The organism is Mucilaginibacter sp. SJ (assembly GCF_028993635.1).
Taxonomy (GTDB): Bacteria; Bacteroidota; Bacteroidia; order Sphingobacteriales; family Sphingobacteriaceae; genus Mucilaginibacter.
This window is the reverse complement of sequence record NZ_CP118631.1, coordinates 3,853,077-3,869,773: the sequence shown is the minus strand read 5'-3', so window position 1 is coordinate 3,869,773 and position 16,697 is coordinate 3,853,077. Positions and strand designations below refer to the sequence as shown.

General features: G+C 43.6%; 13 protein-coding genes. 6 read left to right on the top strand and 7 right to left on the bottom strand.

Going from position 1 to position 16,697, the window contains the following annotated elements:
- Window positions 1-76: 76 nt before the first annotated feature.
- Window positions 77-2,773 carry an outer membrane beta-barrel protein gene (locus MusilaSJ_RS15640; protein WP_274985872.1) on the bottom strand — a complete coding sequence of 899 codons (2,697 nt, stop codon included), beginning with the start codon at window positions 2,771-2,773 and terminating at the stop codon, window positions 77-79.
- A 540-nt stretch (window positions 2,774-3,313) separates the two neighbouring features.
- Here MusilaSJ_RS15640 and MusilaSJ_RS15635 point away from each other — a divergent pair.
- The 5 genes from MusilaSJ_RS15635 (at window position 3,314) to MusilaSJ_RS15615 (ending at window position 6,948) form a co-directional block, all read left to right on the top strand.
- Window positions 3,314-3,721 carry a hypothetical protein gene (locus tag MusilaSJ_RS15635; protein WP_176626232.1) on the top strand — a complete coding sequence of 136 codons (408 nt, stop codon included), beginning with the start codon at window positions 3,314-3,316 and terminating at the stop codon, window positions 3,719-3,721.
- Between the two features lie 121 nt (window positions 3,722-3,842).
- The gene (locus tag MusilaSJ_RS15630) at window positions 3,843-5,384 is read left to right on the top strand and encodes a YifB family Mg chelatase-like AAA ATPase (protein WP_274985871.1); all 1,542 of its coding nucleotides are present in this window, start codon (window positions 3,843-3,845) and stop codon (window positions 5,382-5,384) included.
- Window positions 5,385-5,395: 11 nt separating this feature from the next.
- On the top strand, window positions 5,396-5,740 hold the full coding sequence (locus tag MusilaSJ_RS15625; protein WP_274985870.1) for a hypothetical protein: 345 nt from the start codon (window positions 5,396-5,398) through the stop codon (window positions 5,738-5,740).
- Between the two features lie 73 nt (window positions 5,741-5,813).
- Window positions 5,814-6,374 (top strand): REP-associated tyrosine transposase, encoded by a 561-nt coding sequence (locus MusilaSJ_RS15620; RefSeq protein ID WP_274985869.1) that lies wholly within the window; start codon window positions 5,814-5,816, stop codon window positions 6,372-6,374.
- Between the two features lie 133 nt (window positions 6,375-6,507).
- On the top strand, window positions 6,508-6,948 hold the full coding sequence (locus tag MusilaSJ_RS15615) for a hypothetical protein (RefSeq protein ID WP_274985868.1): 441 nt from the start codon (window positions 6,508-6,510) through the stop codon (window positions 6,946-6,948).
- A 636-nt stretch (window positions 6,949-7,584) separates the two neighbouring features.
- On the opposite strand, the gene MusilaSJ_RS15610 is transcribed toward MusilaSJ_RS15615, so the two are convergent.
- Window positions 7,585-9,375 carry a cellulase family glycosylhydrolase gene (locus tag MusilaSJ_RS15610; RefSeq protein ID WP_274985867.1) on the bottom strand — a complete coding sequence of 597 codons (1,791 nt, stop codon included), beginning with the start codon at window positions 9,373-9,375 and terminating at the stop codon, window positions 7,585-7,587.
- A 38-nt stretch (window positions 9,376-9,413) separates the two neighbouring features.
- On the bottom strand, window positions 9,414-10,817 hold the full coding sequence (locus tag MusilaSJ_RS15605; RefSeq protein WP_274985866.1) for a glycoside hydrolase family 30 protein: 1,404 nt from the start codon (window positions 10,815-10,817) through the stop codon (window positions 9,414-9,416).
- 275 nt (window positions 10,818-11,092) lie between these two features.
- Here MusilaSJ_RS15605 and MusilaSJ_RS15600 point away from each other — a divergent pair, with 275 nt between their 5' ends.
- Window positions 11,093-11,464 carry a response regulator gene (locus tag MusilaSJ_RS15600; protein ID WP_090532688.1) on the top strand — a complete coding sequence of 124 codons (372 nt, stop codon included), beginning with the start codon at window positions 11,093-11,095 and terminating at the stop codon, window positions 11,462-11,464.
- Window positions 11,465-11,687: 223 nt separating this feature from the next.
- Here MusilaSJ_RS15600 and MusilaSJ_RS15595 read toward each other — a convergent pair whose 3' ends face one another.
- The 4 genes from MusilaSJ_RS15595 to ffh form a co-directional block, all read right to left on the bottom strand.
- Complete coding sequence (locus MusilaSJ_RS15595) at window positions 11,688-13,268, bottom strand: M1 family metallopeptidase (protein ID WP_274985865.1); 1,581 nt, start codon at window positions 13,266-13,268, stop codon at window positions 11,688-11,690.
- Between the two features lie 97 nt (window positions 13,269-13,365).
- Entirely contained in the window at window positions 13,366-14,289 is a 924-nt protein-coding gene (locus MusilaSJ_RS15590; RefSeq protein WP_274985864.1) for a hypothetical protein, read from the bottom strand.
- A gap of 78 nt (window positions 14,290-14,367) precedes the next feature.
- On the bottom strand, window positions 14,368-15,114 hold the full coding sequence (locus MusilaSJ_RS15585; protein ID WP_274985863.1) for a hypothetical protein: 747 nt from the start codon (window positions 15,112-15,114) through the stop codon (window positions 14,368-14,370).
- Window positions 15,115-15,358: 244 nt separating this feature from the next.
- Entirely contained in the window at window positions 15,359-16,687 is a 1,329-nt protein-coding gene (gene ffh / locus MusilaSJ_RS15580; RefSeq protein WP_274985862.1) for a signal recognition particle protein, read from the bottom strand.
- Between the last annotated feature and the right edge of the window lie 10 nt (window positions 16,688-16,697).

Below are 16,697 nucleotides of genomic sequence, written 5' to 3'. Positions count from 1 at the left end.
TAAAAGAATCATTGCCCAAAAAGGGAATCTTTCTAAAAGCATAGGCAGGCTGCTTTAAAGCAACCTGCTTTTTTTGTTACTTAGTGCTTAACTTATTGAACTTAACACTGTAAGTAACCAGGAAATATCGCTTCAGTGTGTTGTTTTGCACATCGTTAACCGAATTGGTGTTAATGTAACGGTACACGCTCACGTTTTGATTAAAGAGATCATAAACGGAAAGTTTAAGTTCTCCCCGGTCTTTTTTAAGCATTTGCAGGGCCAGGGACGAACTCACTACGTTAACCCCTTTTTTAAAACCCGCCGCAACCTGGTTGTTATAATTAAAATCCTGCCTGGTTTCCCAGATGATTTTTTTAGGGAACCTTACCACCAGGCTGTTGCTTATATTGTAAGAGCCTACCCTGATGGTCCTGAAATCGTCATAATGATATTTAGAGTTCGATTGGGTAAAACCAAAGCCGGTATTCAGGTCAATCACATCTTTCCAGTTAACACTAATATTTTCATGCAATCCGTATACAACGGTATTTTGCCAGCCTTCTATATTATTCAGCAGGTTGAGGTTTTGGTAATAGTTGCCATTAAAATTAGCTGATGTGCCAAGCTGCCAGTCTTTTATCTTTTTAAACCCTTTAGAGACACCAACTGAAAAATTATAGCTCGGCCTGCCGTCGCGGTTAACGGTGGTACTATTTTGCACTCCGTCTGAGCGAATGGTTTGCTGTGTAATTGCCATGTTTTTTTGCGAAGAAATGTTGCCGTACGAGTAAATACCCAGCTGACTGTTATTAAAGTATTTGAAAAAATTAAAGTAATAGGTATTGCTTATACCGGGCATCAAATTTGGATTACCTGTGTAGCTGTACAACGGGCTATAAACAATAGTAATAGGCTGCAGGTTTGATACCCCCGGCTGGTTAACACGGCGCTCATAACTCAAGAATATTCCATAAGCTTCGACACGGACTGTTGGCAACAGGAAAAAATAATTTTGAACAAGCCTGCTGGTCGCGAAATTGTTATTGATCTGCTGCCACTGGGTGTTAAGCCCGGCGATGATCTGTGTGTTTTTATTGAGCTGATAAGTGATCCCCGGTTTAATGTTCTCGGTCCACAGATCCCGTTTAAGGTCGGAACTTTGATTGTTGAGCAGCGAATCAAAGCCGCCTGTTTTACGGTCGAAGGTAAAAACCTGGTCGCTGGTTTTATTATATATGCCCGATGTGATGACATCAACAATAAGCTTTTTGGTTAGCGGGTATCGGTAACTAAAATCGAGATTGCCCGAAGCATTGTTTGATGTACGGGTAGATAACCTATGCAAGCTATCTGATAATTCCGGGCGTTGATAATTAACTACATCATTATTATTGAAATTGTTATTGTGGTTAGGATTAATGCTCAGGTTATGCGAGATAGTGAACGACTCCTTGCTTTTGTTCTTAGATCGTTTATGAAAATAAAAGCTTTGGTTAAATTGCGTTGAATGCCAGTCGCCCACGGAGCCTGATACCGATTTATTCACTGGCATATCAAAATTATTTGAAGTATTGCCCAACGACGAGGAGCTGCTATTATTAGAATTATAACTTAATGACGGATTATAGCGCAAGTTGCGGATAGTATCAGGCTTCCACTCCACAAGTCCGCTTATCGTGTGCGTATGATTGTTTGCATACCTGCTGCTTGAAGCACGGGTTAACAGCGTTGTATCCTTCAGAAACTGCTGCTGAAAATTGGCTGATTCAATTTTGTTGTTCCGCTGTGTATAAAAATATTGCAGGTTAAGCTTTAGCTTTTCGCCATAGTTTTGGTTAAGGTTAAACCCTCCGGACGTAATTTTTTCAATGCCGCCGCCCCAGTTTCGGCCGCCGTTAAAGGATGTGTTACCCCCGCTGCGGTCAAAACCACCCTCGGCATTAAGCTCATCGCGAGAGAAAGCTGTATGATTAAGGTTATTGCTTAACCCAATGAGGCTTACCTGCAAAGTATCCCGAAACATATTGAACAATCCGCCGGCCTCGTACCTGTCGCGCGAACCCACACCTCCGAATACCTTGCCGAAAACGCTTTTTTTAATGGCCTTTTTAAGTTTGATGTTAATGATCTTCTGTACCTGGGTTTCACTTACCAAATGATCGGGATCGTTTTCCCGGTCGTCATAAACCTGAACCTGTGCAACAATGGCCGCGTCAAGGTTTTTGGTGGCGATCTTAGGGTCCGAGCCAAAAAACTGCTTGCCATCAATCAGCAGTTTGCTTACCTGTTTCCCGTTAACGGTAATGGTTCCGTCGCCATCTATTTGTACGCCGGGAAGCTTTTTAAGCAATTCTTCAACGGCGGCATTGGGGCGGGTTTTGAAAGCGGCAGCATCAAATTCAATGGTATCTTTTTTTACTTTGACTGGAACCCGCTCTGCACGTACCACCACCTCCTTAAGCATCTTACTGCTGAGGGTAACATTGCCCAGATCAACTATATCGCCTTTTTTAAAATTAAAATTATGGATAAAGTTTTGATACCCGGCATAGGAAATAACCAGTCGTACCTGCTTATCAACCGGTAGGCGCTGTAATTCAAAATCCCCGTTCTTTTTACTAAGGGTATAAGCTATAAGCGAGGTATCTTTCAGGTCGACAACGGCAACAGTACTCAACTCAAGAGCTTGCTTATTCAGGGAATCGGTGACCTTCCCTTTTATTGTGGCCTTTTGGGCAAAGGCCCCGGAAAACAGGCATAACAGTATTAATGAAAGAAAGATGGTTTTCATCCCGGTTTAGGTGCAGACAGGTAAGGTTAATTAAATTGTATTATAGGTGATGTAGGGCCGTGGTAAATAGGAAACTTAAATCATGAGGTTTTATAGGGTTTAGATGTTAGCATGTTGGTTAATTTTTTTGATAGACGCGTATTCGACAAATATCAAGCTTAACGTTTAAAGCATAAAACTGCTCCCCCTGCTTAACCACAACACCCATAACCCTGCACGGCAGCATTATATGCTATAAATGTGCTCTAATAACATGAAAGCAGCATTAATATTGCCTGATATGCTACAAAAAGCGGGGATATTGGGTATTGTAACATTGATTTTACCAAAGCGGCTCTTTCTCCCGGGGCAATGCAGAATAAAATTATTTCTTTCTCCGCATTGTTTTTTTGTGATATAAACATCAAACCAAATAAAGGAATATAAATGCGATAAAAATCAAGCATATCCGCAATAAAATTTTGCCTGTTTCGTTTTTAAACCAATATTGTGCAAGTAATATTATTTTGTACCGAATTAATTACCTAAAACCATAACATTATGAAAGCAGCAGAAACCTACAAGTCCATTTATGTAACGTTTTACAGGTGGAATGTTAAAAACTTTGGTCACGGCGGATTGCCAAAAGCCAACGCCCTTTTTGGAGCAAGCTTCTTGATGATCATTTTGCTGGCCATTTTAGTAAGTGTTGCACAGTTATTTTTAACCGCCGGCTGGTTTCAGTTAAGTCCGGTATCCGGCTTAATGATATTACTGGGCGCCACAGGCGCGTTTGTACTTAATTATTTTGTATTGCTGAACAGCCGCTACTTTAAAAAGGTGAATGCCGCTTTTGCGCGCATTAGCAAACACAATCCTAATACGTGGTCAATAATGCTGATGGTTTGTGTGATTGTTTCCTGCACCATGCTGCTGGTTGTTTGCCAGGCCGGAACGTTTTTACGATGAGATTAAACAATGTGATAATAAGAAGGCCCGCCGGTACCGGCGGGTTTTTTGTTTTATATAGTGACACTTTATCACTTCATCAAAATTCTATATCTTTCGCTTCAATTAAACTTTTATCACTGTGTTGGTTAAAACTTTTGGAAGCGCGGTTTATGGGATACAAGCTATTACCATAACAGTTGAGGTGAATATAAGTGGCGGCAAATTAGCTTATTTTGTTGTTGGGCTACCCGATAATGCGGTTCGCGAATCGATGCAGCGCGTAGAAACTGCTTTACAGACAAATGGTTTTCGCATGCCGCGCCAGCGGATTGTGGTTAATATGGCCCCTGCAGATATCCGTAAAGAGGGCTCAGCGTATGATCTTACAATCGCCGTTGCTATTATGGCAGCATCTAACCAGATAGACGCCGGGCTATTAGATAAATTTATCATCATGGGCGAGCTTTCACTCGATGGGAGCCTGCAGCCTATTAAAGGTGCTTTGCCTATTGCCATTCAGGCCCGGAAGGATGGCTTTAAAGGTTTTATCCTCCCCAAACAAAACGCCCGCGAAGCAGCCATTGTTAACGACCTTGAAGTTTACGGTGTTGAAAGCATTAAAGATGTTGTTGGCTTTTTTAATGGCACCTCCGAGCTTAAGCCCGAAATAGTAAACACCCGCGAAGAATTTTACGACAGTCTTTGCAATTACGATAGTGATTTCAGCGAGGTAAAAGGCCAGGAAAACATTAAGCGCGCGTTAGAGATTGCCGCGGCCGGCGGCCATAATGTGATCCTGATCGGTCCGCCCGGAGCAGGTAAAACCATGCTGGCCCGGAGGCTGCCCTCTATTTTGCCGCCATTGAGCTTATATGAATCGTTAGAAACCACCAAGATCCATTCGGTGGCAGGCAAACTTGCCGCTGCCGATGCGCTGGTAACCATTCGCCCGTTCAGGAGCCCTCACCACACTATTAGCGATGTAGCTTTAGTAGGAGGGGGAAGCAACCCTGCCCCCGGCGAGATCTCTTTGGCCCATAACGGCGTTTTATTTTTAGATGAATTGCCGGAGTTTAAACGCAGCGCGCTGGAAGTAATGCGCCAGCCGCTCGAAGAGCGCCGGGTAACCATATCACGCGCTAAATTTACGGTAGATTATCCCAGCAGTTTTATGCTGGTGGCAAGTATGAACCCCTGTCCATGCGGATATTATAATCATCCCGAAAAAGAATGCATCTGCCCGCCGGGTATGGTGCAAAAATACCTGAGCAAAATTTCAGGCCCGCTGCTGGACAGGATAGATCTGCATGTGGAAGTAACACCGGTTAACTTCAGCGAACTATCATCCGACCGCGCTGCCGAAAAAAGCGAGCTCATCCGCGAACGGGTGATCAGGGCAAGGGAAATCCAGGTAGAACGTTTCGGCAACCGTCCCGATCTGCATGCCAATGCGCAAATGAGCCCTCAAATGGTCCGCGACCTGTGCAAAATCAACGCGGCGGGCCAAACCCTGCTTAAAAAAGCGATGGAAAAACTCGGCCTCTCGGCAAGGGCTTATGACCGCATACTGAAAGTATCCCGCACCATTGCCGATCTTTCCGGAAGTGAGGAAATTAAACTGGAGCATTTGGCTGAGGCTATCCATTTCAGGAGTTTGGATAGAGAGGGCTGGGCTGGGTAACTGTCGTTCTTATGGGGACTTTTAATATTTTAAAAACAGAAATAAAATGTGGAAGCTGCGATCAGGTACGCCCGGTTGTTATTCAATTTCGTTTTGGCGATACCTGGCAACTCGTATATCAGCTGGGTGAAAAACTGATTTGGGGAGGTAATGATATCGGCAAAGCTAATTTGAATGTTGTTAATGTTTATGGGTATAGTGGAGATAACCTCTGCCCTCATTGCAATAAGTTTTTTGAAGAAGAAGAGTTTGATATAAGAATAGAACGCGACTTTATAACGGCTGTATCTGCAATGAAAAACTATAAAAAATATCAGGAGAACGAAGATGATGAGTATTACGAAGTGAATGATTAGATCAGCCCCCACTGGCGCAAGTATGAAGGGATGGCAAGTGTGAAAAGGCTACTTGTGCTAAATATTCGAAAATATGAGTACCAAATACAAATTTCACGATCAGGATAAATTATACTTTGTAAGCTTTTCTGTTGTGTATTGGATAGACCTTTTCATAAGAAATGAATACAAACAGGTATTGCTTGACAGTTGGAGGCATTGTCAAAAGCATAAGGGTCTTGAAATATATGGATGGTGTATTATGACCAGTCATGTTCACATGATTATTGGAAGCAACAGTAATAAATTGGAGGATATATTGCGTGATATGAAAAAACACACCGCAGCCATATTACGAAGTACAATTGAAAACAATCCTATTGAAAGCCGAAAGGAATGGCTTTTATGGATGATGAAACGCGCCGGAACGAAAAATAGCAATAACTTAAAGTTTCAATTATGGCAACAGGACAATCATCCCATTATGCTGTTTAACCATAAAGTATTGCATCAAAAATTAGATTACATTCATAACAATCCAGTAGAGGCTGGATTTGTAGAAAAACCTGAAGATTACTTATACAGCAGCGCACGGGATTACTATGATTTACCAGGCTTGGTTGATATTTTATTAGTCGATCCGTTACTGGCTTAAATTATAGAAAAACCAATAAGGCCCAAGTAGCCACCCTCTCTTTGCCTGCCCTTCATACTTGCGCCAGTAACAAACTGCTTAAAACAGCGCTGAAAAAATTATGGCCTTAAAAAGCTTTTAACATATAAACTACATGACAACCAAACCTTTACTCCTTACCACTATCGCTGCACTAACTATCTTTTCAAGCTCCTGCAAAACCTATTACATGCCTGTTGGTACTTTCCTGGAGCAGGTGCCAACCCTGGAGACGGTGAATTTAAGACAGGTTACCGCCCAGGATCCCCTTGGGCATAAGCATACCTATAGTGTTTATCCTATTGATTCGATTAAATGTTTCGATAAAGACGGAACTCCTTACAAGTTAAAGAACGGGCCATCTATTGAAATACGTTTTACAGACATCAATGGCAAGCGATCAACCTTTTACTTCGACCGCACCTGGGTTATCCAGGATTCTGTTATCGGTATCCAGTCAAGGATTCTTTCACTGAAAAAAGCAATACCGGTAAGTACTATTAAAACAATTGAAGTACAGGATGGACGAAAAAAATACAAATACATTAACCAGTAGGCCAATATAAAGCTGGCCTACACAACAGCTGATTTGGAGTTTAATAGCGTGCAATACAAAACAATCATTTGCCGGCGAAGCCGGGGCTGATACCCGGCATGGGCAAATTGGGTTATGCAGCTTAGCAGTTTACCTGCAAAACTTTAAGCCATACAGCTAACTGTACTATTATATTAAATAGCCGGTTAACTTAAAAGAAGCATGGCCCGCGGTTGCTGCCAATTGGAAATTTGTTAACCCTGCCATGCACATGATCGCAATGTGTGTGATCGCGATACATTTTTTGATGAGATGGCGGGCAATTTACCTGTAGTGGTTGGGTAGTTTCAGTCTTATCAGGCTGACAAACTATCGTAGCTTGTTTTTTCATAACGACTTCTCCCTATGTTAGGTGACATTGATAATTGATATAATAAATTTAACTATAAAAACAGTTATTTACAATACCTTTTTATCAGAAAATAATATTAAAAAATTACGGGTTAAACCCGAAGGTGCAATTAGCTATTGCCCGCAGGCAAACCCTGCATATTTGTGCCGGTAAAGGAAAAAAATCATTTGTAACATCTTAGATAAATAAACAGCCGGAGCAAATAATATATACCCCGGCTGTTTAAATAAGTAGTGCCCCTGTATTTACTTCCCTTTCCAAAACTGCAGGTAATGCAGGTTGTACCCTCCGTTGTTAGCTAATACCTTTATTTTGTTGCTCCCGGCCTTTAAAACAATGTTTTTTACAGCAATAACCTGCCATTTTTTTAACCCGCCGGTGTTGGGCACTACCACTTCTTTTGCCTGGGTTATATTATTAACTAAAACAGATAGCTTGGCATCATCGGTGGCGGATGCCACTTTGAGGCTTAGGGAGTATATGCCCGGTGTTTTAACCTGTATTGTGTACTGTGTCCATTCGTTAGTTTCAATATGATCTACATAGTAACTTTCATACTTCGTAGAATCTTTGCTGATATCAACACCGTCGTTCCGGTACACATGTCCCTTGTTCCCAACACCGGGTTTACCGGAAGTATGATAGTCGGCGGTATCGGTGTCAAAATAAGCGTAACCGTTGCGGCCCAGGTCATAATCAACAGCATTGATCACGGTGCCGTTGCCAATTCTGTTGGCTTTAAAGGGCTTGGTAACGCTTGTATGCGGCTGCCTGAAAATAGCATCGATGACATCATGATGGATAATGGTATTTTCTAATTTAGCATACGTAGCCAGCTCAAGGGTGCCGCTATACGTATTGCTCTCGTTAGGTTTATGCCTGCCGGTGTTCAGGTACCTCGCCACATCATCATAGTTCAGATTTGAACGGATCTCCATCGGGTTGTTGATGCCCAATTTTTTTAACGGCCATAATGACCAGCCAATGTTATTTTTTTCTAACAAGCCGATAGCTTCAGTAAGCCAGGTATTTGAGTTTTCGCCGGTTTCGCCCAACCATACGGGGATATTATACTGGTCGCGTGTTTTTACGATATGATCGACAGACTTCTGATCGTTAAAATTCCAGTACTTATGAAAGCTCAGCACCATGTTTTTATCCCATTGGGGTAAAATACCGTTATAGTTATTGCCCCAACCGTTGCCCTCAATAATAATAATGTGTTTTTTATCTACCTCGCGAATGGCAGCAGTAATATCAACCATCAGTTTTCTTAGCGGACCGTTTGTTTTTTCCTTCAGTCCGTTTTTATCATTTTGAGGATCGTCAAAACCCCAGTTTGGCTCGTTGATAATATCATAAGCGCCTATGTAAGGTTCGTTTTTATACCGCTCGGCCAGTTTACGCCAAAGGGCTATGGTTTTTTGCTTATTAGCCTCGCTGTCCCAAAGCGATGGTTTGTCCGGGTCGCGGTCGGAGATGTTAAGGTCGTTGCCTTGTCCGCCGGGAGCGGCATGCAGGTCAAGGATCAGGTACATGTGGTTTGCTTTACACCAGGCCAGCAGATCGTCGGTCATTTTAAACCCTTTATCCAGCCAGGTGTTTTTACCGGCAACGGGCTCCTTATCAACCGGCAAGGTGTAAAGGTTATAATGCATCGGCAGGCGAATAGAATTAAATCCCCAGCGTTTCATCGAATCTACATCAATTTTGCGCGTATTGTTGGCCAGCCAGGTATCATAAAACTCCCTGGTTTCGGCCGGGCCCATCAGCTCTTCCAGCCTTTCGCGAATGCGATACTGCCGGCTGTCTTTGTTAATGTGCAGCATATAGCCTTCCTGTAGCATCCATCCCCCTAAACCCATCCCTCGCAGCAATACATTCTGCCCCTTTTCATCAACTATTTTTTTGCCTTCGGCTTTTAAAAAGCCTGTTTGCGCATTGCCTTGTAACGAGACAAATAATGCAGGAGCCGCGGCAAGCAAAACTTTAATTCCTGAGCTTACCTTTATGTTTTTTATTAACGATGTTAACATGTTGTTGTGCATTTAAATTTTTCCTGAACCGGTTTATATTACCAGATATACGTTCCAACCGAACCTTTATCAAGTTTAACAGCTAATACTTTTCCCTGGTACTGGATGTTAAAATCCTGCGCGCCATCGCCGGTGTTGGCCACGATAAGTACTTTTTTGCCATCGGGGGTTTTGAAAGCCACATTAGGTAAAGTATCTATATTATTTGATGCAATACGTACTGAACCGGGACGTACAAATTTGGAAGCGTGGGCAATTGAATAATAAGCGATGTTTTTCTTTACCTGGTTTTTATCAATGGTAACGGCGCCCTGGCACATTGGGCAGCCGCCCCTGTCGGTATAGGGCTTATATTCAGAGTCGGCGGCAAGGTTCCACTCCAGTACATTGCGGCTCCAGTTGCGGGTTGCGCCAACAATCAGGCTTTTTACCGGCCAGGCAATGTTGATGGTACTTTGATTTTCGGGCTCAACAGTCATCTGCTCGGTAAAGTAAATGTTTTTATCAGGATGGGCGTTGTGCACATCGGTAAGGGCCGAGATATCGCCGCCATACAGGTGAAAGCCCGAACCATCCACATATTTACGGGCAGCCGGGTCGTTCAATATCGAAATAGGGTAGTCGGGCCTGTCGGCGTTGTGATCGTAAACAATGATCTTTGTTTTGATACCTGCCGCCTTAAACGCCGGGCCAAGATTGTTTTTGATAAAGTCGGCTTCGTCGGGCGCAACCATCAGCAAGCTGGGGTTATTACCAGGGTGTAATGGCTCATTTTGAATGGTGATGGCATCAATATTAATTCCATTGGCCTTCATCGCCTGGATATATTTAACCAGGTAGTTAGCATACACCGGGTAACAATCGGGTTTTAATCTGCCGCCGCGGGTATCACTATTGGTTTTCATCCAGGCCGGCGGCGACCATGGCGAACCCAATACCTTGATTGCCGGATTAATTGCCAGGATCTGTTTCATTACCGGGATCACATCGGTTTTATCCGGGCCAAGGTTAAAATGCTTTAACGTTGGATCTGTCTGGCCTTTGGGCATATCATCATAGGAGAATACTTTCTCATTCAGATCGGATGCACCAATACTCAGCCTTAAATAACTGATACCAATATCATTCCCTGTAACCGCAAAAAGATTTTTAAGCAGCGCGGCCCGGCTGTCGGCACTCATGCGGATGATGTGCATAGCGCTGCCCCCGGTTAATGCAAATCCAAACCCGTCTATCGGCTGGTAATGTTGCTTATCATTAACAGTAATAGTGATGCCGCCGGGCTCCCCGGTTTTAAAAATAAGCGGCTCCTTTTGCTGCTCAAAAAGTGCCGATCTGTCGGCCCGGGTAAGCCACAAGCTTGCCTTTGTTTGCGCGTTTATTGCAGCAGCCGGGCCAAGCAGCATGGCGCCCAATAAAATCGATTTGATTTGCATGTTCATGAAACAGGATTTACAGGTTTATTTGTTGGATAACAGGAATTAATACGGCTGTTAAAATTGGATGAGTAAAAATATTACTGTTTTTAATAAAACGTAGTAATTAATCGGTTACAAAGTCAATAATTAAATTTTGTAGTGGTTAAGAAGTAGTTTACCCATGGGGTTAATTTAAATCAGGGCGATATAAAGTCTTGTTTAACTGCGCAAATTTAATTTGCAATTTAAAACATTTGTTTTTATGAAAACATTTCTATAAATTCACGTACAACTATCCAATGAATACTCCATCTAAAAAAATTGTCATATTTGATGACGACGAGGACATCCTTTCTATTTGCAGTTATATTTTGGAGGAACAAGGGTGGGAAGTGCACACATTTAGCGACTGCAATAACATTGTTGAAAAGGTTTCGGGCATTTTGCCAGATGTGATCATGATGGATAACTGGATCCCCGATTCGGGCGGGATCATTGCCACGCAAACCCTCAAAAAAACCGAAGGACTTAAAGAAATACCGGTAATTTACTTTTCGGCAAACAGCGATATCCAGATCCTGGCCAACCATGCCGGCGCCCAAAGTTACTTAGCCAAACCATTTGACCTGGAAGACCTGGAAAAGGTGATCAACAGGGTGATAGCGGCGTAGCTGGGTTAGCTATTATGCCATAAATTTATCTTGTGGATAGTGCAGGGGGCTGCGTTAGTGATAGGAGCGGATACCGGCCTTGTGGCTAATGCCTGTGCAGTATGAGCGGATAGCACGGGCCGCAGGCAACGCCCATATTTTTCATACCGATCAAAAAATATATTTAATTTATAACTATCTATAACAAGAAAAGAAGACACAAAATCCCCCCTTAAAACCGCTTCTATTTCTTTTCCTCAAACGATGCCAGCAGGTTTATATTCGGGTCCACCTTAACATCTGCCGGTTTAGCTTTTACCCGGAAACGGGCTGTTGTCGATTTCTCTTTTACCTGCACAGTTAACAGTTGCCCGTCAACAGACACCTCCAGCGGCAAATTGTAAACATAGGTCTGGTTTTGGGTTACATTTATGGTAATGTAACCATCCTTTTCATTATACTTCCAGCTAACCGCCAAATTTGGGTGCCCGGCGTTGCGCAGCCATTGCATAAAAAACTGTTTCAGGTCCTTGCCGCTGGTTTGTTCCATTACCCGCCTCAAATCATCGGTATTGGCATTGCTGCCCTGGTATTTTGAATAATAGTTTCTAACCCCTTTCCAAAAAACATCATCGCCCAGTTTGCGCCGCAGCATGTGCAGTACCCAACCGCCTTTTTCGTAACTATTGGCATTAAGCAGCTGCATAAATTTTGTTTTAACAGCGGTATCAACCACGGGCGTTAAACGCTCTTTTTCAAAATCCAGCACTTTTTTACGCTGGCCGATAAGGCGTGTTTTTAAGGTATCGGTCCCGTATTTATTTTCGAGATAAAGATTGGTCATATAGGTAGCAAAGCCTTCACTTAACCAAAGGTGGCCAAAGCTTTTCTCGCTGGCGCCATCGCCAAACCACTGGTGGGCAATTTCATGCGCCATTAGTTCTTCTATATCCGGACTTTTAACCGATTCTTCAAAGTAGAATATGGCACTGGCATTTTCCATGCCGCCAAAAATGGTTTTCGACTGCACGTTGGCCAATTTTTCGTAGCTGTAAGGGCCAACATTTTTTATAAAGTAGGGGAGAATGTTTTTAGCTACAGCATAACTTTTAAACCCAACCCCTTTACTTTCCGGAAAAACATAGGTAAAAACCGGGATTCCATTAACATCACCGGGGCGGTCAACTGCAAACTCAGCTACACCAATAACCATTACTTTGGTAGGCAGCGCAACGGCTTCAACCCAATGGGTTAGTTTGAGCTTTCCGTCGAGTTGCTTTTCTTCGGTTTGCAGGCCGTTTGATACCACCTGGTAATGATCGGGCGCGGTTACAATAAAATCAACCGTGGCTTTGTCGGCAATATTATCAACGCAGGGCAGCCAGTTATGGGCCCGGTTAGGCCAGTTATCACCAAAAAAAGTACGGTGCCCGAACGCGTTGGTCGAGATGATCAACCCATCGGCCGGGGTTCCGCTGTAACTTATCGTATAATCGCGGGTGTTCCCTTTATAGGCACGGGTATTGATCTTTAGCTGTTCATCGTCCTGGGTAAACCTTACCGGCTTCCCGTTTTCGGTTACTGCCGATACCAGCATGCCCTTGCCCGCAGCATTCTTTTTCACGAGGTCAAGGCTAAACCCTTCGGCGCCGTTCAAAAACCTTATCGAAACCGTGGCCTTTCCCTTTATATTATTATCGGCGTCATTAAGTTTAATATCAAACGTATAATGTTTAACATCAATCTGCGCCCCTGGAACCTGGGCAAATGCCGGCATGGTAAACAGGGCCGGTAACAATAAAAGAACAAAAAATATCCTGCGCATAGCCATGGTTCAGTTTGTTTTGTACTGCAACAAAGCTAATAAAAACAAGCTGTTATCAGCCTTTCCCGGCTATATGGTTTATCACATTTTTACATTGCTAAAACGTTACATTAACCCCTGTGGTGAACAAAAAGTAAAGCCCGTTCATTTTGGTGTTTTTTACATAATCAACCTGGTTAAATGGCTTAATGAGGTACGGCGTAAAGAGGATTTGCCACTTGTTAATAGTATAGGTTAAAGGCAACGATCCGCTGAAAGCAAGCAGCTTATATTGCCTTACCTCGCGCTGGTTTTGCTGCGTTACCGTTTGCGTTATAATAGCTTGCTTTGGCTGATTGGGAAACAGGATATTAATAGGTGTTTGCTGCTGGGGCTGCTCTATAGAGCGGGTAACCTGCGATTCGGTATAATAAGTTTGGTAGAACGATTGTGTACCGGCATAAAGCGTGGCGGTAGGAGTAACTTTTAGCCCGCTTTTTTTATCCGCGCCTGTTTTCAGGGCAAAAATTTCTTTTGATAATTCGGCCGTATTAACAACGTCGTTGCTGTTATTTTTATTAAACCTATAGCTGATGCCCGCGGTAAATTTTACAATATCATCCGGATTGGCATACAACTGCCCGTCGAGCGTGGCATTAAATGAAGAAAGTATAATGGGGCTGCTCTTGGTGATAAAATATTTAGTGGCCGATATGTTGCCTCCATAATACCGTTTTGCATCAAACGCGAAAACATAGCCCGGTGTAACGCTAAGGCCTTCGGTGCCAGATTTGGAGCCATTAAGATCAAAATAGCCGATAGCGCTTACAAAAAAGCCCTGCTTGCTAACTAATGTAACCGAGGGCAGAAGCACCGGGACACTGCTTTCATCGCGCCGGCCGGCATAGGTAAGGTTTGAAAGATATTGCAAACCCGCATTTACAAACAACTCTTTTGTTTTTGCCGCGGTATCAGGTTTTTGCTGGGCACAAACCGCAGGGCCGGTCAAAGCCAGCAGCAGGATAAGTTTAAGTTTTTTCATGGCTAATGTTGAATAAAAAAAGTGCGGATAATCAAAAAGGCCGGTACCGGCCTTTTGATTTAATGTATGTAAATACTATTACTGTTTGGCAGCGCTCAGCTTGGCTGAACTCTTGCCCGAAGTTTTAACAGTAACGCTTTTCTTTCCCGCCTTTACAGCAGTACTGGAAGCGCTGCTATTTGAGAACCCGGCATTTAGCTTTTTAGAGCCCGCTGCCACGTTACCTGTGCTGTTCAGGTTACCGGACGAGGTAACACTCACATTTTTGCTAACAGCATCGGCGCTATTACCCGCGGCCACTGCTGTTTTACCTGTAGTTGTTGTAGCGCCGGCCCTTAAAGCGGCAGCATTGCTGCTTACTTTTTCGGTAGTGTTAGCGGCAGCAGCACCTTCGCTTGTGGTTAATGCTTTTTCGCCTGTTGCTGTTACTCCGGTTGCGTTCACAGTACCTGCGGCTGAGGTATTGCTACTAACACCGGCTTGTGCAGCAGTTGTCCCTGCGGTAGCATTTACGGTTGAGGCAACGTTGCTGTTAACATTAGCGGCCTCACTGGCGGCAACGCCTGTTACGGCCTGGTTGGTGGTAGCCTGGGTTTGAGCGGCTGTCCGCGCTGCTACATTCTGAGCTTGTGTTGCAGCCTGGTTGGTTACGGTTGAGGTTGTGTTAACCGCCTTTTGCGCTATAGATGCAGCATTCACAGTTGGTGTAGCTACCCGCGTAGCTATTTTAGTTGCGGTAGTTGCTCCAAGATTAACCTGGGCCGAACCAACTTTAAATGCAAATAACGCGGCGGTCAATAAAACGGGTTTAATTAAATTTTTCATGATTAGTTTTTTAGTTATTAATATATGAGGGAGGGGTAAACTTAAGCCCTCATCTGTTCGCTGTAGTAAATCAAAGTAAGTGCCATTGCACAGTAAATGACATTTTAATGACTTCCGACTCCAGAAAGTGTGAAATTGTGTATAATAAATTATACATATGTTCATTTTGTTCGTCAGCACAGGGGCAAAAAAAACGCCCCTTACTTTTAGCAAGAGACGTTCTTTTTATCTGGTATGTTAAGCATTACATCTTCGGCATCCTGCGCATCATGTTGGCCATGGCTGCGGGGTTGCTCATTTGCTTCATCACTTTCTTCATATCATCAAACTGCTTCATAAGGCGGTTAACTTCCTGTAAATCGGTACCCGAACCTTTGGCTATACGGTTACGGCGGCTTTGATTAATGGTTTCAGGGTTAGCTTTTTCAAACGGGGTCATCGATTGAATAATGGCTTCTATCGCTTTAAACGCATTATCATCAACCTCAACGTCCTTCATCATTTTGCCCACGCCCGGTATCATGCCCATCAGATCTTTCATGTTACCCATTTTTTTGATCTGCTGGATTTGGCCGTAAAAGTCGTTAAAGTCGAACTTATTTTTGCGGATCTTCTTTTGTAGCTCGGCTGCCTCTTTCTCGTCAAACTGCTGCTGAGCGCGTTCAACCAACGACACCACGTCGCCCATGCCCAGGATCCTCGATGCCATACGATCGGGGTGGAAAACGTCAAGCGCTTCCATCTTTTCGCCGGTACCAATAAATTTGATAGGCTTATTAACAACCGATTTGATTGATAATGCAGCGCCACCTCGGGTATCACCATCCAACTTGGTTAATACCACACCGGTAAAGTCCAGCCGATCGTTGAACACTTTGGCGGTATTCACAGCATCCTGACCGGTCATAGAGTCAACCACAAACAGGATCTCGTGTGGTTTAACGGCGTCTTTAACCTGCTCAATCTCCACCATCATGGCCTCGTCAATAGCCAAACGGCCGGCGGTGTCAATGATCACCACGTTATTGCCGTTCTGTTTAGCCTGTGCTATCCCTTCGCGGGCAATAGCAACCGGGTCTTTCGAGTCGCGATTGGCATACACCGGGATACCTATTTGCTGGCCTAAAACCTCCAGCTGATCGATAGCCGCGGGGCGGTAAATATCGTCAGCAACCAGTAATGGTTTTTTGTTGCGTTGTGTTTTTAAGTAATTGGCAAGCTTACCGGTAAAGGTTGTTTTACCCGCACCATTCAAACCTGCAATTAATATAATGGTAGGCGTTGCCGGAAAACTCAAATCAGAAGTAGTACCGCCCATCAGGTTGGTCAACTCATCGTTCATGAGCTTGGTGAGCAGCTGGCCCGGCGAAATGGATGTTAATACATTATTACCAAGCGCCTTTTGCCTCACATCATCGGTAAATGCTTTGGCGGTTTTATAGTTAACGTCGGCATCAAGAAGGGCCTTGCGGATCTCCTTCATGGTTTCGGCCACGTTTATTTCAGTAATAGTTCCCTGACCCTTCAGGACCTTGAACGCCCTGTCGAGTTTATCCGAAAGATTTTCAAACATTATATTAAAA